This window comes from Crocosphaera watsonii WH 8501 (genome assembly GCF_000167195.1).
Classification (GTDB): Bacteria; Cyanobacteriota; Cyanobacteriia; order Cyanobacteriales; family Microcystaceae; genus Crocosphaera; species Crocosphaera watsonii.
The window spans coordinates 654,240-674,947 of sequence record NZ_AADV02000002.1; the positions used below are offsets into that span (position 1 = coordinate 654,240).

Below are 20,708 nucleotides of genomic sequence, written 5' to 3' on the forward strand. Positions count from 1 at the left end.
CAAGTCGTTCATTCTCTAATAAGCAGGTTAACATTGTAGGGTAATGAATTGCCTGATAATCATGGTCAAAAAAGTCCCATCAATGTTACTGCTGAGCTATATAGCCCTAACTTTAGGAGGATGTGGTCTTTTTCAGGGATCTGAAGACTCTTCACAAGAGCCTCCTGCCGTACAACCCACCCAACCCCCTGAAGAAAAACCCCCTGAACCCAAAGCGTTTGAAGAGACTCCCCCTCCTAGCACCCCTCAACCTCCGGCAGCCGGAGGTTTAATTCCCTCAACCCCTCCCAATGAACGAAGAAAGGAAATTCAACCAGGACGAGATAACCCCTTTGCTGCCATTCCTGTTAAACCTGTGATTCGGGAAAAAACTGGCACTGGAGCTACCAATGTTGCTGATCCCGCAAAACTGTGTCAACTAGAAGGGGTTAAAACACCCCCTACTACCGTTGCTCAAGCTCCAAGTACAAACACTCCTGCTCCTGGGTCTGATGTGGAACTACCTCCCCTACTTGACCCTGTTTTACCCATCCCCAACGAAGCGAGGGCAGTTGTGGTGTCAGGGATCATGCAGCTTGATGGAACCCCAGTCGCTATTGTTAAAGCACCTAATGAAAATGTTGCTCGTCAAGTGACTGTCGGTGCAAGTCTTTCCAATGGACAAATAACGGTCAAAGCCATTAATGTTACGGGTCAAAAGCCCTATATTGTCCTAGAACAATACGGCTTAGAAATTCCTCGTGGAGTGGGAGAAGCAGCCGAAGAACCTGTGGCGGCTCCTACCCCAGAGCAACCTAGTGCCGATGGAACACCTCAACCAGTGGCAGCGGCAGATCAGCCTTCTCAACCGACACCTGGTCCCAATGGTTTTGGAACTGTGAGGGATCTAACCCTTTGGACTTTGGATAAAAAACAATCGTTAGCGTAAATTTTACGCTAAACATATCTCCAGAGCTAAAATAGAGAATTAAGGTGGTTTTAAAAACTCTCTTTCCATCTTTTTAGGGGATTTTAAATATAAAATAGCTTCATTCAGTTTCGGTTCCAATATAGATATCTAAGTAGCTTTCAGTTAGAGATTGAATGACTCGTTCTAATTCATCAATGAGATTTCTTCTAGTGAGTTTTTCTACAGCATCAATATGAGCAGAACTTCCGGCTCGTCCTAAATATTTATATTTGGTTTTTTTCTCATTATTAGTGGCCATAGGAAAAATTGATTCAGCAGCCTGTAGTTTATAATACCAGTAGATTGTTCCCTTTCCATTGACCTGATAACGAATAATATGACAATTAGCTGGTGCTACTTCTCCTTCCCGTTCAATTTTCTTTATTTTCTGTTTAAGAGAGCGAATTAGACTCTTAATTTGTTTGGCTCTCAGGTGGACATCTTGACTGGTCTTAAGTTCGGAATGTGATGACATTAGCCTTAACTGTAACAAACAACCTCTTTTGATGTTAGCGTATATATTCCGCTAATTTATAAGGTAATAAATTTTAAAAATGACCAAAAATGAAACGGCTACGTCTGTCGAGGAATTCCTGGTGTGGAGGTCTAACCTCTTCCAAGGACTAAAAGCTAGAAAAGAAACTATTATAGAATTACTCGATGCCCTCTCCAGTAACCAACAAGCTCACTCAGTCGTTGAATTGTCTCTCAATCCTTTATTTAGAAGAGATTATAACAGTTTATATAGAGGAATTCAAGAGTTTTTACCCACTCAAACTGACCCTAATTATGAACAGAGAATTGAGACTTTATTTTCAGCGGTATCGAGAACAATTCCTCCCACTTCAAAACATTATAACTTATTTGGTATTGACACAACTCCCTGTCCACGACCGTTTGCCGAAACGTTAGCAGATAAAACCTTTATTCATTACCCCAATCCAATTAAGGGAAATAAACCCATTAATATTGGACATTGTTATTCCGTTGTCTGCGCTTTACCTGACCAAATAGACACAGAAAAGTCCCTTGGGCTGTCCCCTTATCAGGAGAGCGAGTCCCCTCTAAACATAAAGGAGTAAATCAAGGCAATCAACAACTAAAAAAAATCTGGCAAAGTTCTTTATTTTCTGATAAATTATCTGTCTTAGTGGCTGATAGTGACTACAGCCAAAAGGATTTTATTGGGGAACAAGTTAAGCATGAAGACGTAGTTACTATTACAAGAGTTAGAAGTGACCGAGTTTTTTATCGTCAATTTATTCGGGACCCAAATCAAGCCAAAACTTCGGGACATCCCCGTTGGTATGGGGATAAATTTGACCTTAAAGATGACCAAACTTGGACTGAACCTGATGAAGTTCATCATGTTCCCTTTACAACGAAAAAAGGTCGTCAATTAACAGTGAATATTTCGGGATGGAAACAGATGTTAATGAGAGGAACTAAAAACTATAAAATGAAAAATCACCCCTTTACTTTACTCCAGATTGTTGTCAGAGATCAAGAAAGAAATAGTATTTGGAAACCTATGTGGCTTATTGTTATTGGTTCTCGGCGCGATGAGTTAAGTTTAGTTGATTGTTATCAGTGTTATCGACAACGTTATGACATGGAACATCTTTTTCGATTTGGTAAACAAAGATTATTGATGACATCTTATTTAACTCCCGATGTACATCATGAAGAAAATTGGTTTAAACTAACACTTCTTTCTTATGTAAATTTGTGGGCTGCCAGAAAATTAGCTGTGGTTTTACCCCGTGATTGGGAACAGTATTTGAAGACTAATAAATCCATCAAAATCACCCCTAGTCTAGTTCAAAGAGACTTTTCAAGAATAATTACGACCTTGGGGACTTTCGCCAAATTTCCCAAACGTCGAGGTTTTTCTTCCGGACGTATTAAAGGTTACAAAAAAGCCCCACGAACTCGTCATGATGTTATCAAGAAAGGGAGCAAAAAATCAACTGAAAACTTAAAAGCTCCTTAGTTTTCCTCAGAATCTATAGATTAGCCCTATTTGTCAGCCAATTTTATTGACTGATACAGAGCCGATATTTTGGGATTTTAGTTTAGCGTAAAATATACGCTAACAAACTTTTTTTGTCCAAAGTCCAATGCATAAGCGAAACTCCAAAAAATTAATTGTGTAAACCAGTTATCTGTACGGTCTTTTTCTTCAATCAATGCTTGCAAGTCATCTTGCCAAGCTTCTAGTTTTTCAGTAGGTACTTCCTCCACTTCATCATCTGCTAAATCATCGGTGTTTGGTTCGTAGTCTTCATCCTCCCACTCGTGTAAGATATCCTCAATAACATGATTAGGGTTTAATCCTTTCTGTCTAGCTTTCCATTGGAACTCCTCCCAAACTTGACTATTAACTTTGATCCATTTTTCCTCTTTTTCTTCCCTCACGGAAAACTGTGCTTTTAGGAGATCACCAGTAATTAGATGGGGTGGCACTGCGTCCACAATCATTGCCCAATTCTCTGTTAATTCTTCCCCCCAAAACTTGGTAAGGAAACGGCATTGATATTCGTTTTGAGGTAATACTTCAAAACCAGCACAGATAAGATCCTTCATTACCCTAACGGCCTTGATAAGCTTGTCGACATAATAACGATTACGGTGCAAGACATTCTCGCAGAATTGCTTCCAGGTTTTGTGATGGTATTTATAGAATCTTTTGACCTTAAACTGGAATGCCCATAAGCCAAACTTAACCCAACCAAACTGATGAGACTTTAATTGAGCTAGAGCATCCTCATAACCGTACTTATCGTCTCTGGTTAAGTCATCGGATTCCCCCCATTCTTGAAGGATAAACCGTTGCCAGTCTTCAACATCTTCTAGATCCTCATTCAACACCTCCATATCCTTAACGGCAGGAGTGTCTTGATTGTCATAGCCCCTATAATCAGAATCATCGTGATAATAATCTATGGGTTCGGGCTTCTGGTCTTCGTAACAAAGTCCTGGATCTATCTCGGTTCGGTGGTCACAGAGTCCACATTGGTGATAACCACGATCGATTAATTCATTGATAGTTTCTCTATCAATGAATAATCTCTCATCGCCACAATTTTCGCATTCAAATGGATAATAAAGCATGGATTAGAAAGGGCAAGAAGCATCCCCCGATATCTAGAGAAGTTAAATAATCTGAACAATCACAACTGATAATGAAAAAAGGAAAACGTTTATTTTAGTATAGGCATCCCCCTATGGCTGAGGTTGACATATAACTACAGTTGAAGTGATTCACCCTCTATGGACTGTTTAACTCTAGTCCCCTTGGTGGGTTGCTTCACTGTTGTTTATATAAGCCATCATAGTGGACTGATCATGAAGACTCAAGCCATTATGGTGGACTGTTGAGTTAAAATGGATGAAAACGTATGCACCACTAGGAAATCATTGAAAGACTTAATCAAGGAACACGGCTACACACAAAAATCTTTTGCTATAGCTTTAAATAGAGCTTATTCGACAGTAAAGTATTACATTGCTGGAGAAAAAACGCCTACGGCTACGGTGATAGTGGATATGTGTCGTTTGCTTGATGAGTCTCCGAAAACCGTGCTGAAATCTCTAGGGATCGATGTAACGGGTGTTCCCGACGATCACATTGATGATCAATAATCCTTAACCCCGGCCTCAAGGGAGGCCGGAGATAGTTTACTTTAATCCCGGATTTCTCACAAATTAATTTGAAAGCCCAATCCAGAGATGAAAAATGATAATTTTTAGGACTAATAGAAATTTTGAATATAGATGAATAAAAAAATTGACTTTGATTATCCAAAAATTGAGTTTAAGAGGGAATAATTATATTAACTTTTGATTTTCTCCACTATAAATAAGACTAAATGAAAGTATCAGTCAGTCAACAACTTATGATAGATATCTTTTTTAAAAAACAACTTATTCTACTTATCCAGTATTAGGAATAGTTTTAATTCTTTTGTTAGCAATAGACAAAATATCTTGATAAGGACAAGCACTAGCTATAGCGATAATAATTCTTCTACAACTAATCTTTATTCTGGCTCCCAACTTAAGAAGATTTAGACGTATTCTTCCCACAGTTGCTTTAGCCAATGAAGTTTTTTTTAAACAGTGTTGACGAAAAGCATTTATGAGAACATAAGCCCAGGAATGTATCCATAATCTTAGTTTATTACTTTGAAATGTTTGAGTTGAAGTTCTATCAGCTAACAAGTCTAATTGTTGTTCTTTAATCCGATTTTCCATCTCGCCTCTCGGACAGTATTTTTTTGTATAAAGTTTTGAGGGTGGAATTTTTGAAGCGGGCAAAGATGTCACCACATGGCGCATTTTTAAGCCATCACTTCCATAACAAACTTTTGTCACTACTCTTCTTTGACAACTCCATGACTTTTCTGTTTTATAACGAATAGAGCGATACTAAGTAGAAATTGGTACTAATTTTTTAACTTCTTCTAAATCTTCTTTTTTCTGAAATAAACTATCCATTAATTCAGTTATTGGAGCTAGTTTTTTTTCATATTCATGTTTGGCTTTTTCAATTACATCATCCGCTCGTAACTTAAGAACGCCATTTGTTCCCATAGCTATAACATAATCAACTAAAGGCTGATTTTCACAAAAATAGAAGATTTCTTCACGGGCATAGGCACTATCACCCCTAACTAGGATATGAGTCTCTGACCATTTTTCTCTAATTAGTCCGATAATTCTTTGTAATTCGTCTAAGGCTTCATCGGCTGGATCTACATTAGATGAACGAAGTTTAGCAACTAATAAATGATGCCCACAGAAAATATATAAAGGAGCATAACATACTCCGTGATAATAACTATTAAAAAATGCCCCTTCTTGATTACCATGTACTTGGTCATCCGTGACATCCATATCTAATATAATACTTAAGGGAGGTTTTTTATAAGACTCTAAAAAAAATTCGACAAAAGATTTTTCAATGGCTTCAAAGTTGGGTTCTATTTTATGATAACGACTCGTTTTTTGGTCGAGAATAGTCTCAGGACAATATTCCAATCTATTAATTGTACTTTTTCCAGCTAACCATCCCTTTTTATCTTCAAGTTCATTAAGCTTTTCTAAAGCGATCTTAAGGGCAGGATCGTGACGTAATTTATCATGGTCATTGACATCTTCATAGCCTAAAATAATTCCATAAAGCCTTTGTGCTAATAACTCATGAACGGAATGATCTACATAAAATTGATGACGATGATCTTGAAAACAGTTACCAAACTTCTCCGTAATTCCCAGTTTTTTATCCAACTCAGCTATCCAGACAATCCCCGCATCTGAAGTGATTAGTCCCCCATCAAAATTAGCGATTATTTCTTTTCCTTTCTGTTTACTAAAGTTGATTACTTGACGAGGGTTTCGGGGATGACTGGGACTCATTAAATCAGTTTAAGGTAAATTGCTTTAATAATTAAATTATAGCATATTTTATTCTAACAATCTAGTACTATTAGAGATTTTATTAATAATTTTTTTGGAAAAATGAGTGATTGATTTATCTTTTCATCTTTGTCTAATTCGGGTTGATTTTAACTTAAAATCTGACAACAGACTGTTGGTTGGGGAAATCTGCGATCGCTCTGTTCAAACCCACTTCCTGTAAGGCTTCTGTGTTTGGCGATCGCAGATTTTGTGAGAAATTCGGGTAGTTTACCCAACCCATAAACCGCCCTTTTTCGGGGTCATATTCTTCTAAATGAGTCACAACCCAATAAAAAGTACGATTAAGCGCATCGTCATAAATATTACTGGAATAGTTACCTTTTCCTCTAAGATAAGCTGACCGAGAAATACAACGAATTAATTGATCAAGCTTACGATTTTTCTGGGAAACTGATTGTTTCTTTAATGTTACAATCTCTAATACTAATACTTGTAAGTGTTTTTCTTCATTCAATGAAGATTGTGTGTGTGTGGTTAAGGAAGAGTGTAACGAAGTTTGTGCCATACCAATTTGTGTTAATGGTCTTCATCTAAGAAATCACTTCTTTTTTTTTAGTATGTCTCAAACCGTTAAATAACTTTACAAAAAATTGCTAAAAAATAAGATTTGCGTTGTTTCTACATATTTATTTATTTAAAATAATCTTAATTTGTATTATTTATGACTGTATTAATATCAATTAAAAATATAATTTAGGGATTATTTACCAAGAAAATCTTAAGAGGAGAGAGCAAGGAAGGGGTTGAAATGAAGTACACTGCTTCGTCTAGGTAGCTAAAACCTATCTACATCTTCTAAAATATTATAAGTATTAGTAGATTATAGGAGTCAGTCAGCGACTGAAAACGAAGATAATATGTTAGAATAATTAAACAGTAAATTCTTCCTGGTAATGGCTAAAAAGAGGTCTCTAAAAGCTAAATTAACACGGATAAGTCGGTCAAAACAAAAGACTGATAAACCCATTTATCAAAGGCTGATAGGGATTGAAAGTAAAATAGAATATCATCCATTTCTAGAAGATTGGGGTAATCAATATCAAAGTCTTTTACGCAGTGCTTTAAATGACAGACAAAAAGGAATATCCGAAATTAACATAGAGAAAAGTTACCAAAAAAAGTATAATATTCAATGGGGATGGGCTGATAGTTTAGCTACAAATGCTAGTTCGGTATTTGACCAATTAACCACCGGTAAAGAAAATCAAATCTCCTTTCTTGAAACGGATTTAAAAGCGGGATTTGCCAAAGCAGCAGAAAATTTAGAAACTCTAGAGAATGGGTATAAAAATCCTAGTCAGCAAAATCTAAGAAACTTTAATAAGAAATTATTAGGAGTTAAATCTAAGTTAAAAAGATTACAACGAAAGCAACAGCAACTCCTCAAGTTAAAACAAGAAGAAAGGTTACATATTTGTTGGGGTTCAAAGAAGTTATTTAAAGCTCAATATAATTTAGAAGAAAATGGGTATAGTAATCATGAAGAATGGTTAGAAGATTGGAGAAAAAAGCGAGGTGGTAATTTTTATAGTGTGGGAAAAGGTTCAGTCAATGGTAATAATCCTGTGACGAAAATCCATCATAAACAAGATGATATCTTTAGCGTTACCATTACAGTTCCTCGTTGTTATCAAGAGATTTATGGTCAGAAAATAACTTTAGAATTTGAAATCACTAAACAACGTAAACATGATTTATTGTATGCCTTAGAATCTAATAAACCCGTCACGGTTCAAATTTTTAGAAGAGAACATAAAGATAATCCATGGTATATTCATTTATCCACTTATGTCCAAGCGGTTCCTTATATTTCTCATAAAAGAAATGGTTGTTTAGGCATTGACTTAAATGCTGAATCCATTGACCTCGTTTATGTTAAAAAAGATAGAAATTTACATCACACCGATGGAAAGAAAACTTTATTTTCTTGGGAGATTCCTACTGGAACTACGGGACAAGTTGAGGCAAAATTAAGGGATATTGTGGCTGAAATTGTGAGGATAGGTGAGAGTTATCAATGTCCCATTGCTTGTGAAGATTTAGATTTTAGTAAAAAGAAAGCAACTTTAAGACATTCCTCTAAGAAATATAATCGGATGTTCAGTGGTTTTATTTATGATAAATTTAGAGCTTTCTTGGTAGCTAGGGCCGAAAAATATGGCATTGAAGTAATTTTCAAGAATCCTTTTGCCACTTCAGTGATTGGAATGGTGAAATATATGGCTAAATATGGGTTAAATTCAGCTTATGCGGCGGCGATGGTCATAGCCAGACGAGCATTAGGGTTCTCTGAAAGGATACCTCGTTCTAAGGAGCCAATAATAGGAGTTTGCATCTCCTCACCAGAGGATAAGGAGGTGCAATCATGGGGTCAATGGGGGAAAATCTGTAAACTTCTTCGTGAGCAGAAACTCTCCCGACACCAAATGTTTGAATCAGCGAAAGTCCTAGAGGCATTGCATGATGCAGTTTCCCGAACTAGAATGGGGAAATCTCCCCCCAGACAAGGAAGGAAAGTTAAATCTGCTTCAAAACCAGTAGTTTTTTCAAACAGTAAAATCCAAGGGGAGTCACCGATGCCCCAAAACTGTTAGTCTGACAAGAAATTGTTAGATATTAACAGGTTTTTAGTAGGTGTATAAACTAATCCATCATCTTATTACTTCTTGAATCTGTGCATGATCTAACCTCTTTACACCATTCCTCACCCACCACTGTGTCAAACATTATCGGAACAGTGGTAGCAGTACAAGCTAATTTTTATCAAGTTCGTTTAGATAGTCCCCTAAAAGACTATAATGATGCTGCCATCTCCCATTTATTGTGTACTCGACGCACTCGGTTAAAAAAAATTGGGCAAACCGTGATGGTAGGCGATCGCGTGATGGTTGAAGAACCGGACTATCAAGACGCTAGAGGGGCGATCGCTCAAGTTTTAGACCGCAAAACCCAGTTATCTCGGCCACCAGTGGCCAATGCAGAGCAAATGCTGTTGGTTTTTGCCTTAGATGAACCTTTATTAGAACCTTGGCAGTTAAGTCGCTTTTTGATCAAAGCTGAGTCCACAGAAATTCCCTTTTTATTGTGTCTTAATAAGGCTGATTTATTGACCTCTACCCAACAAAAAACGTGGGAGGAACGCCTAGAGAAATGGGGCTACAACCCCTTATTGATTAGTGTTAAGACGTTTCAAGGGTTAGAAGCTCTAAAAAACTGTTTAAAGGACAAAATTACTATTCTTGCTGGTCCTTCTGGTGTGGGAAAATCTAGTTTAATTAATACCTTAATTCCTCAAGTTAAACAACGGGTTAATCGTGTTTCAGGGAAGTTACAAAAAGGTCGTCATACCACTCGTCATGTGGAATTGTTCGAGTTACCCCAAGGGGGATTATTAGCTGATACCCCTGGATTTAATAAACCTAATTTAGATTGCTCTCCGAGTCAATTAATACACTATTTTCCTGAAGCTAGAAAACAGCTAGAACGGGGAACTTGTCAGTTTAGTAATTGTCTTCATCGGGGAGAACCTAACTGTGTTATTGAAGAAAAATGGGAACGATACGAACATTACTTAACTTTTTTAGAAGAAGCGATCGCCCAACAAGAAGCGACTCAACAAATGGCGGATCAAGAATCAACACTTAAAGTAAAAATCAAGACATCTGGAGAAGAATATTATGAACCCAAGTTAGAGACAAAAAAATATCGCCGAACTTCTCGGCGACAAAAGCATCAAAACTTACAAGATTTATATGATAATCAAAGTTTAGAAGAGTTAGAAGAATTTGAAGATGATTTAGACTTTTAAAAACCTTGTTTCTCTTAATGTCATTCTGAGGTATGAATAATCTCTTTAACTTTAACTACTAACTCTTCACTTCATCAAGATAAGCTAAAATTTCTTGACTATGAATTGCAGGTCTAACCCCTAAAAATCGCTCCTTTAAAATACCATCAGGATTGATTAAATAAGTATGACGCAAGGATATTCCTGTTAACAAAGAACCATAGGTTTTACTCACTTCTCCAGTGGTATCTGCTAATAAAGGAAACTTCAAACCTTCTGCATCGCAAAATTCTCGATGAGAGTCAACATCATCGACACTTACCCCTAAAATTTGGGTATTTATAGCCTCATATTTCGGTAAATCTTGCTGAAAACGACGGGCTTCTAAGGTACAACCTGGGGTAAAATCTTTAGGATAGAAATAGAGTACCACCCACTGTCCCCGATAGTCAGATAAAGAAATTTCACCGTCTCCTGTATTGGTGGGTAACGTGAAATTAGGTGCAGGTTCATTTAATGGTGGTTGGGGTCCCCCTAAAGCCAATGCAGGAGTCTGAGTCCCGAATAAAATAACGGCGATCGCTAAGAATATAGCTAAAATTTGACGGCGTAACATAACACTTGTGTACTTTTTTAAGGTTTGCTTTACATAAGTTTACAATTAAACCGAATATTTTGCAGAAGGGCAAACTTAAGTGAAAACCTAGTCAGAGTCAACACAAGAAAGCATTTTTAATGGAGACAAAGTTACAATATGTTGAGAAATGTGTACAATTTCATAGATACTCTCATAAGAGGGCAAGAGTCATGATAAATTCTATGGGGATAAGTTAATAAACCATTTAAAAGCCAGGAGGATTGTATTGATGATGGAAAAAGCCAATGCTATTGATTCTTTTTCTCAAGAAACCATGGGAGAATACGTTGCTCAATTACAACTACATATGACACTACAAGCTAAAAATTTAGTTCCTAATTTAACCCACAGTGGTACTCCTAGACAGCAGCTACTCCAGGAAACCCAGGCAAGGGTTGAAAAGTTGGCTTCTCGTCACGGAATTTAATTTTTAATGATAGTTTTGAGTAACCCTACCCTCCAGACGGATAGGGTATTTTAATGCGCTTTGATAAAAATATATAGCACTTCTCATACTTGTGAGGTACAGAGTTTTCTAGTGTTAGGAGTTCGGAGTTCGGAGTTCGGAGTTCGGAGTTCGGAGGCGCGATATTAGGTGTACATATTGAGTCCGAGAAACGCTATAAACAAATAGCTAAATCTACGGTAGCTAAACTAAACTTAAAAGTAGTTTAATTTTAGTTTAAGGATTAAATAATTTTAAGCAGTTATTATTGCAAGCATAAAAAAATAATTTTGTCAATTAGTATATGTATTTAAAATAAGATTTTTATTTATCTAAAATTTAGATATTTTCTATGAGGTAAAGAGTATATGAAAGTCCCTATTCTATAAGTGGGTTATCGCTTATCGTCTAATAGTGATTAGAATTATGAAAAAAAAGATCCCTAGAAGAGTTACTGACTTATATAATCTAATAATTGGACAGAATGGCTCGGGTTGTCTGAAAATAACAGATTCTCGATATAAATCTGTTACCTGGGAATTGTATTATCAAGACCATAATATTAATTATATAACTTTCTTGAGATTATCGAACGGCTAACAAAAAAAAATCAGTCAAATCATCATAAACATCTTCTGTAAAATACCCTCAATTCAGTTACTTAAAAATAAAAATGTTAATTATTAAAATCATTCCATATTAATGGAGGTACACCTATGAAAACCATTTTAGTTGTTGACGACACCAATGCCCAAAGAAAACTAATTTCTGCATTATTAACCCATGCAGGATTTGAAACAGCCAACGTAGAGAGTGCAAAATTAGCCTGGGAATGGTTAGAAAACAATGACTTTCCCGATTTAATTATTCTAGATATTATTATGCCCGAAGAAACAGGATTAGAACTATGCCGAAAAATTAGGGCTAACCCTAAGTGGAAAGATATTCCTATTGTTTTTTGTAGTTCAAAATCTGAAGAATTTGATCGGTTTTGGGCATTACATCAGGGAGGAAACGATTACATTACTAAACCCTTTGCTCCCAACGAACTAATTCATGCTGTTTCCAAATATATTACTGCTTAACCAAGAAAATGCAAAAAGATTATTTTAGTGTTGAACTGTCCCAATCAATTAATTTGGCTTTACCACTGGAAAATATGGGAACAGTGATACAAATTGAGCCAGAAAAAATATGCTTAGTTCCTGGAGTTTCCAATTATTTATTGGGGGTTATCAACCATCAAGTATCTTTACTATGGGTATTAGATACTGAGCAATTTTTTCAGATAGAATCTGATGGACATACCTGGAAACAATCCCTAACCGCTATTATCATGAAATCTTCTCTACCAGGAACACGGAAAAGAGTAGCTTTAGTTGTTAAAAAAATACAGGGAGTTTTGAATTTAAACACTGAGTCAGAACCGATCTTATCTAATTGTTTTTTATCCCCATTTCAATGTTTTCTCGATAAAATTGTCATTGATAATAACGCAGCTTTCGGTATTTTAGGCACAGACACTATCTTTAAAGTAATTCAAACTAAAGTTAATTAATATTTATTAATGATAACTACGAGCCTAAGAAAATACCTAATTAGCAATTACTCATATTATTAATAATCAGAAAAATAATGCTAGATTTCCCTAACCGTTCTTTAAATTCTCAAGAATCTTCCCAAGAAGATAGTTCCAATAATCCAATCCCAGAAAATATTGATAGTAACGATTGCTTAACTTTAATCGTAGAAGCGACTAATTCAGAAAAAGCTGGAGATATTAATAAGGCAATTTCAATCTATCGTCAAGTTATTCAAGCTGATAAAGAAGGAACCTACAAAGCTATTGCTCAAAAAGCCTTAGCTACTCTTGAAACTTTTACCAAAGAAAATTATCATGCTCAGAATAAAGATGAGATTCAATCAAGTATAGATGATAAGAAAATTCAATCACTTCCTCTGCACAAAAGATTATTAAAATGCTTTTATGATTTACCGATTCAAACTAAACAGTTAGCTGTTTTATTAACTTCAGAAGTTGGTTCTATTTTAACTTTAGTCGGTGTTGGTGCAGTTTTAATTGTTGCTAATGGTCGATTTCAATTAGTTAATCAAGCAAAATCAGAACTAAAAGTTGCTGAAATTAACTATAACCTGAAAATTGAACAAATGGAGTTGACATTTGATAGTCAGGCTAATAACTTAGGAATAATTGAAGCAGCAGAAACACAACAAGCAACCGGTCAAGTTTTGACAACTTTAGCCAATGAACTTCATAAGCAAAAACTAGAATTAGTTAAATTGGTTGATAAAGAAGGGATGATAATCGCTACGGGAAAAATAACGGTAAATAAAACATCTTTTGATCCCTATGGATTAGTTACAAAAGCACTTCAAACAGGAAAAAAAAGTAAATTTACTGAAATTATTTCTTATGGCGAGTTAGCTAAAGAAAATAGCTTTGCTGCTAAAATGTTGGCTCAAGATATAGATATTAATACTGAGGCAAAGCCTGAGTTTTTGAGCCGTTACACTATTACACCGATTCGTAATGGGACAGCTGAAATTGTTGGAGCCTTGATTTCTGGAGATGTAGTTAAACAGCCTATTGTTAATAATACACTAACTGCATTTAATAATGGTTATAGTGGCGTTTATTTATACAAAGAATCGGGGGATTTTAGCTTAGCAACAGCCCAATTACTTAATTCTCGGGGAGTTATTACCCAAAATCCTAATCTGCCAAATAATAAAATCTTAGAAAAAGCCATTGATGCTCAAGGAGAAGTAGTTACTAAGGTTATAAACATTAATAACAAACCCCATACAGTAGCAGCCAAAGCATTATTTAATTATGAAAATAAACCCATCGGAGTTCTATTAAGAGGAACCCCTCATAAGGCTTTAAATACATTAATATTACAAAGTCTCAGTCTTCAAGCTATTGCTGCATTATTGGCTATAGTGGCTAGTGTTATTTTAGCCAAACTACTAGGTCAAGCTATTCTTAAACCCCTTAATCAATTAAGAGAAATAACCACAGAATTTTCATCAGGAAATCGTCAGGTTAGAGCAGAAAAATTTGCCAATGATGAAATGGGAGAACTAGCAACAACTTTTAATATCATGGCTGATAGTATTGTGGCCTCGGAAGCAGAACTATCTTACTACGGGGAGCAACAAGAAAAAGAATCAGAAAATCAGAGAAAAGCTCGAGAAAATCTACAACAAGAAGTGATTAAAATGTTGTTAGATATTGAAGAAGCACAGCAGGGTAATTTAGCGGTTGAAGCTCAAGTTACAGATGGGGTTGTCGGCTCAGTAGCAGATGCTTTTAACATTACTATTCGTAGTCTTCGTGACTTAGTTTCTCAAGTTAAAAATGTTTCCTACGAAGTCAATGATTTAGTATTAGAAAAGGAAAAAGAATTTAAAAATCTTTCTCAGGCAGCTATTAATCAAGCTCAAGAAATTAACCAAGTTTTTGCAGGGGTTGCCGATATCAATAACTCGATTCAAAGCGTAGCTAACTCAACTCAAGAAGCAGCTAGTATTGCTAAATTAGCTCGTCAACAAGCCCAAGAAGGTGATATCGCAATGAATCAGACAGTTAATAGTATTCAAAAAATTCGCGGCTCCGTGGCCGGAACAGCTAAAAAACTGAAGAAATTGGCAGAATCTTCCCAAGAAATTTCGCAAATTGTGACAATTATCTCTTCAATTTCTGAGAAAACCAATGTGTTAGCTTTTAACGCCTCTATTGAAGCATCAAGAGCAGGGGAACACGGGCAAGGGTTTAAGACAGTTTCCGAAGAAGTTAGTCGTTTAGCCACCAAAGTAAATGAAGCCACCCAAGATATTCAATATCTTGTAGAAACCATACAAGAAGATACTTCTTTGGTATTAGAAGATATGGAAAAGAGTACCACAGAAGTTGTCACAGGGACGCAGTTAATTCGTCAAACCCAAGAAATTTTACAAGGTTTAGCTGTAACTAGCGAAAATATCGATGACTATCTACAACAGATTACTCAAAACACTGGGGAACAAACCCACGCTTCTCAACAAATTAATCAGAAAATACACGAAATTGCTGATATCTCTCAAAACACTTCATCAGAAGCAGAAAACGTTGTTAAATCTCTTCATGATTTAGTTGAAGAAATGAAGGTTTTACAGATATCTGTAGAGAAGTTCCGCTTACAAGCTTAGATTTTTTTATTGTTATTAAGATTACAAATTGAGGAAAATATGAAATTTGAACTAGATGAAATTACCCTTGCTGAAATGACGAAAGAAGCCCGTCAATGCTTTTTAGACGAAGATGCACCCGAATATATTTGCGTATTAAACACGGAGATAGAAAAAGGGTACGAAAATGCTAATTTTACTGAATTATTACGAGCGGCACATTCCTTAAAAGGCGGTGCAGGAATAGCTCAGTTATTTAGCATTATGGAATTGTCTCATAGTTTTGAGGACATTGTAGCAATTATCCAAAAACTGCCTAATTCTCGTACTGAAGAAGCTTGGGTTTTATTAGAGTTTATTGTTAATGAGATAACAATTTTATTACATCAGGCAGAGGGAGACGAAGAAATATTTGTTGATGCTAAATTATTAAAAAAATTAGCTGATTTTATTGATTCATATTCGGCTACAGCTACTAATATAATTCCTGAGAAAAAGCCTCAGAATATCGAGGTCAAATCAGAACCTGAGCCAGTAAATAATAGTATTAATTCGGCAAATTATCAAGAAGATTCTCTATCATCTTCTAATCTACGGATTTCTTTAGAAAGGTTAGAATTAATGACGAATGAGGTAGAAGAATTATTAGTTATTCGAGAAAGATTAAGGTTAAGACAACAACAACTATCTCAAGTAACCCGAAAAATACGCAGTATATCTCGTCAACTTGAACCGATTCAAGAACAAGTACAAAATTTTTATAATCAGTTAGCGATCGCTCCCGCTTCGATCGCACCCCAGAATCAACAAGAATTTGATAGTTTAGAATTAGATCGCTACACAGAAATTCATATTAGCTTACAAACATTTCAGGAATTAATGCTTCAATTTCAGGAAAATTATGCTGATTTAAAATTCATTAATCAAGACGTTTCTGATAATTTAGATGGACTTGAGACTAATGTTGATTCTCTTTATGGAAATGTAACCCAATCTCGATTAGTACCTTTTAGAACTATTGGTCAACGATTTTTCCCTCAAGTACAATCCTTAGCTTATCGATGTAATAAATCCGTTAATTTATTAATTGAGGGAGAAGAGGTATTAATTGATAAAATTTTGTTAGAACAATTACAAACTCCTTTATCCCATCTCATCAATAATGCTCTTTCCCACGGCATTGAATTACCATCAGAAAGATTAGCTCATCATAAACCAGAACAGGCTAATATTAAATTGTACGCTAGTATTGATAATCATCAATTAAAGATTCTTATCCAAGACGACGGACAAGGAATTGATTTATATAAAGTTTATCAAAAAGCAAAAGAAAAAGGGCTTATTTCTTCTAAATTAACCTTTGATAAGTTATCTCAAGAAGCGATTCTAGAATGGATTTTTCATCCAAACTTCTCTACTGTTGATATGGCTAGTGAACTCTCAGAAAGAGGAGTTGGCTTAGATATTGTTCGTAATAAGATACAAAAATTAAGAGGAACAATTGAAGTTAAAAGTGAGGACCAAAAAGGAACAACTTTTACTATTAATATTCCTCTCAATCTCAACTTTATGTCCCTATTGTTTATTCGCTGGCAAAATCGTCTTTTTGCTTTACCTACTTCTAGCGTTTTAGAAACAACTTCAGTATCAGAATTAGTCTGGGATCAAGTCGATGCTTCTCGGGTTAAGTGGAGAAATCAATGGATTCCTGTGCTACAGATATCTCAATTACTATCTGATAAAAATAGTTGTCATCTTTCTATTAAATCTAAAGTTGGACTAATTTTAGAAAGTTCTTCTCATCCCTTTTTAGTGATGGTAGATAACTTGCTCAGTGAAGAAAAATTGTTGGTTAAAGCCTTCGATGAAACCGTAATTCTCCCGACTTACTTACTAGGATGTACAATTTTAGGAGGAGGGGAAATTGTTCCTGTTATTTCGCCTCAAGCTTTTACTGTTTTCTCAGAGACAAAATCTAATTTATTATCCCAAGGAAATAGACTCAACTCCCTCAACAGAAAAGGAACAATTTTAGTTGCAGAAGACTCGGTTGCTACACGACGTTTACTAGCAAGAATTTTAGAAAAAGTCGGGTTTAATGTTATTCTCTGTCGTGATGGACAAGAAGCTGTAGAAAAATTAGAACTTCATCAGGGTGGAGTGGATCTAATTATTTCTGATGTAGAAATGCCCCGTCTTAATGGGTTTGAACTACTCGAAATAGTCCGTTCTCAACCACAGTATGCCCATATTCCTGTGATTATGGCAACATCTAGAACCGGCAAACGTCATCGAGAGCAGGGAACAGAATTAGGGGCTAATGCCTATTTAGGGAAGCCCATTCTTGCTAAAACTTTGCTCAAAACCATTGAATCTTTTTTGACAGTTGAGCAGCCAATTAATTAAAGAAGTTTTAACTGCATTCTAATCTATAAGTCTCTTCTGCCACCCGTTTTAATCTTCTTAATTGTGCTTTCATATCGTTTTTCGTCCAGGAAGCAGCAAATTGATTGAACCCCCAACTTACCAAGGGGTTAGGAACTTGAAATTCAAAACGATTAATTAGTTTCGTTCCTGCTTCAGTAGGTTGACATTCCCAGCGATCGCTTCCTTTAAAAAATCCAGTAAACTGCCAGACAATTAACCCAGGTTCCCGTTCAATTACATGACTAATTAAAGTAGGATTAACTAAAGGGATTTTAATAATAAAGCGACTTCTTCCCCCAATTTCTGTACTCCATTCTCGGATGGGTTCGCACTTCAAGGCCGGATTTAACCAACGGTGCATTAAGTCTAAATCCGTAATACGACGTTCAACCATTGTCGCACTGGCCTTAATGAGAATAGCTTGTTCAAAAATTTGGGTTGAGGACATAATTAAGTAAATATCAAGACAGTATCTTATAATTAATTTTACAATATCTAAATTAAAAACTAGCGATCCAATTATGAAAGGACTTTGGTTAGAAAAGCAGCAATTACAATTAAAAAGTGATCTTCCCATTCCTCAACCAACCACCGATGAAGCATTGGTTAAAGTGCTACAAGCTGGCATTTGTAACACTGATTTGGAGTTGCTACGGGGTTATTATCCTTATCAGGGAATTCTTGGCCACGAATTTGTTGGCGTTGTTGAACAATTGGACTTTGGATAAAAAACAATTGTTAGCGTAAATTTTACGCTAAACATATCTCCAGAGCTAAAATAGAGAATTAAGGTGATTTTAAAAACTCTCTTTCCATCTTTTTAGGGGATTTTAAATATTAAATAGCTTCATTCAGTTTCGGTTCCAATATAGATATCTAAGTAGCTTTCAGTTAGAGATTGAATGACTCGTTCTAATTCATCAATGAGATTTCTTCTAGTGAGTTTTTCTACAGCATCAATATGAGCAGAACTTCCGGCTCGTCCTAAATATTTATATTTGGTTTTTTTCTCATTATTAGTGGCCATAGGAAAAATTGATTCAGCAGCCTGTAGTTTGTAATACCAGTAGATTGTTCCCTTTCCATTAACCTGATAACGAATAATATGACAATTAGCTGGTGCTACTTCCCCTTCCCGTTCAATTTTCTTTATTTTCTGTTTAAGAGAGCGAATTAGACTCTTAATTTGTTTGGCTCTCAGGTGGACATCTTGACTGGTCTTAAGTTCGGAATGTGATGACATTAGCCTTAACTGTAACAAACAACCTCTTTTGATGTTAGCTTATATATTCCGCTAATTTATAAGGTAATAAATTTTAAAAATGACCAAAAATGAAACGGCTACGTCTGTCGAGGAATTCCTGGTGTGGAGGTCTAACCTCTTCCAAGGACTAAAAGCTAGAAAAGAAACTATTATAGAATTACTCGATGCCCTCTCCAGTAACCAACAAGCTCACTCAGTCGTTGAATTGTCTCTCAATCCTTTATTTAGAAGAGATTATAACAGTTTATATAGAGGAATTCAAGAGTTTTTACCCACTCAAACTGACCCTAATTATGAACAGAGAATTGAGACTTTATTTTCAGCGGTATCGAGAACAATTCCTCCCACTTCAAAACATTATAACTTATTTGGTATTGACACAACTCCCTGTCCACGACGGTTTGCCGAAACGTTAGCGGATAAAACCTTTATTCATTACCCCAATCCAATTAAGGGAAATAAACCCATTAATATTGGACATTGTTATTCCGTTGTCTGCGCTTTACCTGACCAAATAGACACAGAAAAAGTCCCTTGGGCTGTCCCCTTATCAGGAGAGCGAGTCCCCTCTAAACATAAAGGAGTAAATCAAGGCAATCAACAACTAAAAAAAATCTGGCAAAGTTCTTTATTTTCTGATAAATTATCTGTCTTAGTGGCTGATAGTGACTACAGCCAAAAGGATTTTATTGGGGAACAAGTTAAGCATGAAGACGTAGTTACTATTACAAGAGTTAGAAGTGACCGAGTTTTTTATCGTCAATTTATTCGGGACCCAAATCAAGCCAAAACTTCGGGACATCCCCGTTGGTATGGGGATAAATTTGACCTTAAAGATGACCAAACTTGGACTGAACCTGATGAAGTTCATCATGTTCCCTTTACAACGAAAAAAGGTCGTCAATTAACAGTGACTATTTCGGGATGGAAACAGATGTTAATGAGAGGAACTAAAAACTATAAAATGAACAATCACCCCTTTACTTTACTCCAGATTGTTGTCAGAGATCAAGAAAGAAATAGTATTTGGAAACCTATGTGGCTTATTGTTATTGGTTCTCGGCGCGATGAGTTAAGTTTAGTTGATTGTTATCAGTGTTATCGACAACGTTATGACATGGAACATCTTTTTCGATTTGGTAAACAAAGATTATTGATGACATCTTATTTAACTCCCGATGTACATCATGAAGAAAATTGGTTTAAACTAACACTTCTTTCTTATGTAAATTTGTGGGCTGCCAGAAAATTAGCTGTGGTTTTACCCCGTGATTGGGAACAGTATTTGAAGACTAATAAATCCATCAAAATCACCCCTAGTCTAGTTCAAAGAGACTTTTCAAGAATAATTACGACCTTGGGGACTTTCGCCAAATTTCCCAAACGTCGAGGTTTTTCTTCCGGACGTATTAAAGGTTACAAAAAAGCCCCACGAACTCGTCATGATGTTATCAAGAAAGGGAGCAAAAAATCAACTGAAAACTTAAAAGCTCCTTAGTTTTCCTCAGAATCTATAGATTAGCC

General features: G+C 35.8%; 17 protein-coding genes and 2 pseudogenes. 12 read left to right on the top strand and 7 right to left on the bottom strand.

Going from position 1 to position 20,708, the window contains the following annotated elements; genetic code table 11:
- The first annotated feature begins 82 nt into the window (after positions 1-82).
- Complete coding sequence (locus CWATDRAFT_RS06725; RefSeq protein WP_198138936.1) at positions 83-928, top strand: hypothetical protein; 846 nt, start codon at positions 83-85, stop codon at positions 926-928.
- Positions 929-1,028: 100 nt separating this feature from the next.
- On the opposite strand, the gene CWATDRAFT_RS06730 is transcribed toward CWATDRAFT_RS06725, so the two are convergent.
- Positions 1,029-1,424, bottom strand: a complete 396-nt coding sequence (locus CWATDRAFT_RS06730) for a hypothetical protein (RefSeq protein ID WP_007303072.1) — start codon at positions 1,422-1,424, stop codon at positions 1,029-1,031.
- 79 nt (positions 1,425-1,503) lie between these two features.
- Between CWATDRAFT_RS06730 and CWATDRAFT_RS39440 the strand changes: the two are divergent.
- Positions 1,504-2,942: pseudogene (locus CWATDRAFT_RS39440) on the top strand (NF041680 family putative transposase).
- A gap of 77 nt (positions 2,943-3,019) precedes the next feature.
- Here CWATDRAFT_RS39440 and CWATDRAFT_RS06740 read toward each other — a convergent pair.
- Complete coding sequence (locus CWATDRAFT_RS06740; protein ID WP_007304304.1) at positions 3,020-4,063, bottom strand: hypothetical protein; 1,044 nt, start codon at positions 4,061-4,063, stop codon at positions 3,020-3,022.
- 273 nt (positions 4,064-4,336) lie between these two features.
- On the opposite strand from CWATDRAFT_RS06740, the gene CWATDRAFT_RS06745 reads away from it, so the two are divergent.
- On the top strand, positions 4,337-4,594 hold the full coding sequence (locus CWATDRAFT_RS06745) for a helix-turn-helix domain-containing protein (RefSeq protein WP_081450922.1): 258 nt from the start codon (positions 4,337-4,339) through the stop codon (positions 4,592-4,594).
- 291 nt (positions 4,595-4,885) lie between these two features.
- Here the strand turns inward: CWATDRAFT_RS06745 and CWATDRAFT_RS33080 are convergent.
- Together CWATDRAFT_RS33080 and CWATDRAFT_RS37075 are read right to left on the bottom strand one after the other, a co-directional pair.
- A pseudogene (locus tag CWATDRAFT_RS33080) lies at positions 4,886-6,370 on the bottom strand (IS1380-like element ISCwa5 family transposase).
- Positions 6,371-6,524: 154 nt separating this feature from the next.
- Positions 6,525-6,938, bottom strand: coding sequence for a hypothetical protein (locus tag CWATDRAFT_RS37075; RefSeq protein ID WP_007304307.1), 414 nt, complete (start codon positions 6,936-6,938; stop codon positions 6,525-6,527).
- Between the two features lie 388 nt (positions 6,939-7,326).
- Between CWATDRAFT_RS37075 and CWATDRAFT_RS06765 the strand changes: the two genes are divergently transcribed.
- Together CWATDRAFT_RS06765 and rsgA are read left to right on the top strand one after the other, a co-directional pair.
- Positions 7,327-9,027: an IS200/IS605 family accessory protein TnpB-related protein gene (locus CWATDRAFT_RS06765; RefSeq protein ID WP_007304308.1), complete on the top strand. Its 1,701-nt coding sequence runs from the start codon at positions 7,327-7,329 to the stop codon at positions 9,025-9,027.
- An 80-nt stretch (positions 9,028-9,107) separates the two neighbouring features.
- Positions 9,108-10,241: a small ribosomal subunit biogenesis GTPase RsgA gene (gene rsgA / locus CWATDRAFT_RS06770; protein WP_007304309.1), complete on the top strand. Its 1,134-nt coding sequence runs from the start codon at positions 9,108-9,110 to the stop codon at positions 10,239-10,241.
- Between the two features lie 58 nt (positions 10,242-10,299).
- On the opposite strand, the gene CWATDRAFT_RS06775 is transcribed toward rsgA, so the two are convergent.
- Complete coding sequence (locus CWATDRAFT_RS06775) at positions 10,300-10,836, bottom strand: peroxiredoxin (RefSeq protein WP_007304310.1); 537 nt, start codon at positions 10,834-10,836, stop codon at positions 10,300-10,302.
- A gap of 250 nt (positions 10,837-11,086) precedes the next feature.
- Here CWATDRAFT_RS06775 and CWATDRAFT_RS06780 point away from each other — a divergent pair, with 250 nt between their 5' ends.
- The 5 genes from CWATDRAFT_RS06780 (at position 11,087) to CWATDRAFT_RS06800 (ending at position 17,899) form a co-directional block, all read left to right on the top strand.
- Complete coding sequence (locus CWATDRAFT_RS06780; RefSeq protein WP_007304311.1) at positions 11,087-11,284, top strand: hypothetical protein; 198 nt, start codon at positions 11,087-11,089, stop codon at positions 11,282-11,284.
- A 734-nt stretch (positions 11,285-12,018) separates the two neighbouring features.
- Positions 12,019-12,387, top strand: a complete 369-nt coding sequence (locus tag CWATDRAFT_RS06785) for a response regulator (protein WP_007304312.1) — start codon at positions 12,019-12,021, stop codon at positions 12,385-12,387.
- Between the two features lie 8 nt (positions 12,388-12,395).
- A complete protein-coding gene (locus CWATDRAFT_RS06790; RefSeq protein WP_007304313.1) occupies positions 12,396-12,860 on the top strand; it encodes a chemotaxis protein CheW in 465 nt (154 codons plus the stop codon).
- A 77-nt stretch (positions 12,861-12,937) separates the two neighbouring features.
- Positions 12,938-15,514: a methyl-accepting chemotaxis protein gene (locus CWATDRAFT_RS06795; protein WP_007304314.1), complete on the top strand. Its 2,577-nt coding sequence runs from the start codon at positions 12,938-12,940 to the stop codon at positions 15,512-15,514.
- Positions 15,515-15,553: 39 nt separating this feature from the next.
- Entirely contained in the window at positions 15,554-17,899 is a 2,346-nt protein-coding gene (locus tag CWATDRAFT_RS06800; RefSeq protein WP_007304315.1) for a hybrid sensor histidine kinase/response regulator, read from the top strand.
- 7 nt (positions 17,900-17,906) lie between these two features.
- Here CWATDRAFT_RS06800 and CWATDRAFT_RS06805 read toward each other — a convergent pair whose 3' ends face one another.
- The gene (locus CWATDRAFT_RS06805) at positions 17,907-18,368 is read right to left on the bottom strand and encodes an SRPBCC family protein (RefSeq protein WP_042711226.1); all 462 of its coding nucleotides are present in this window, start codon (positions 18,366-18,368) and stop codon (positions 17,907-17,909) included.
- Positions 18,369-18,441: 73 nt separating this feature from the next.
- On the opposite strand from CWATDRAFT_RS06805, the gene CWATDRAFT_RS06810 reads away from it, so the two are divergent.
- On the top strand, positions 18,442-18,648 hold the full coding sequence (locus CWATDRAFT_RS06810) for an alcohol dehydrogenase catalytic domain-containing protein (RefSeq protein ID WP_042711227.1): 207 nt from the start codon (positions 18,442-18,444) through the stop codon (positions 18,646-18,648).
- A 119-nt stretch (positions 18,649-18,767) separates the two neighbouring features.
- Here the strand turns inward: CWATDRAFT_RS06810 and CWATDRAFT_RS06815 are convergent, their stop codons facing one another.
- A complete protein-coding gene (locus tag CWATDRAFT_RS06815; protein WP_007303072.1) occupies positions 18,768-19,163 on the bottom strand; it encodes a hypothetical protein in 396 nt (131 codons plus the stop codon).
- Between the two features lie 79 nt (positions 19,164-19,242).
- Between CWATDRAFT_RS06815 and CWATDRAFT_RS06820 the strand changes: the two genes are divergently transcribed.
- Complete coding sequence (locus CWATDRAFT_RS06820; protein WP_007304317.1) at positions 19,243-20,682, top strand: NF041680 family putative transposase; 1,440 nt, start codon at positions 19,243-19,245, stop codon at positions 20,680-20,682.
- Positions 20,683-20,708 lie beyond the last annotated feature (26 nt).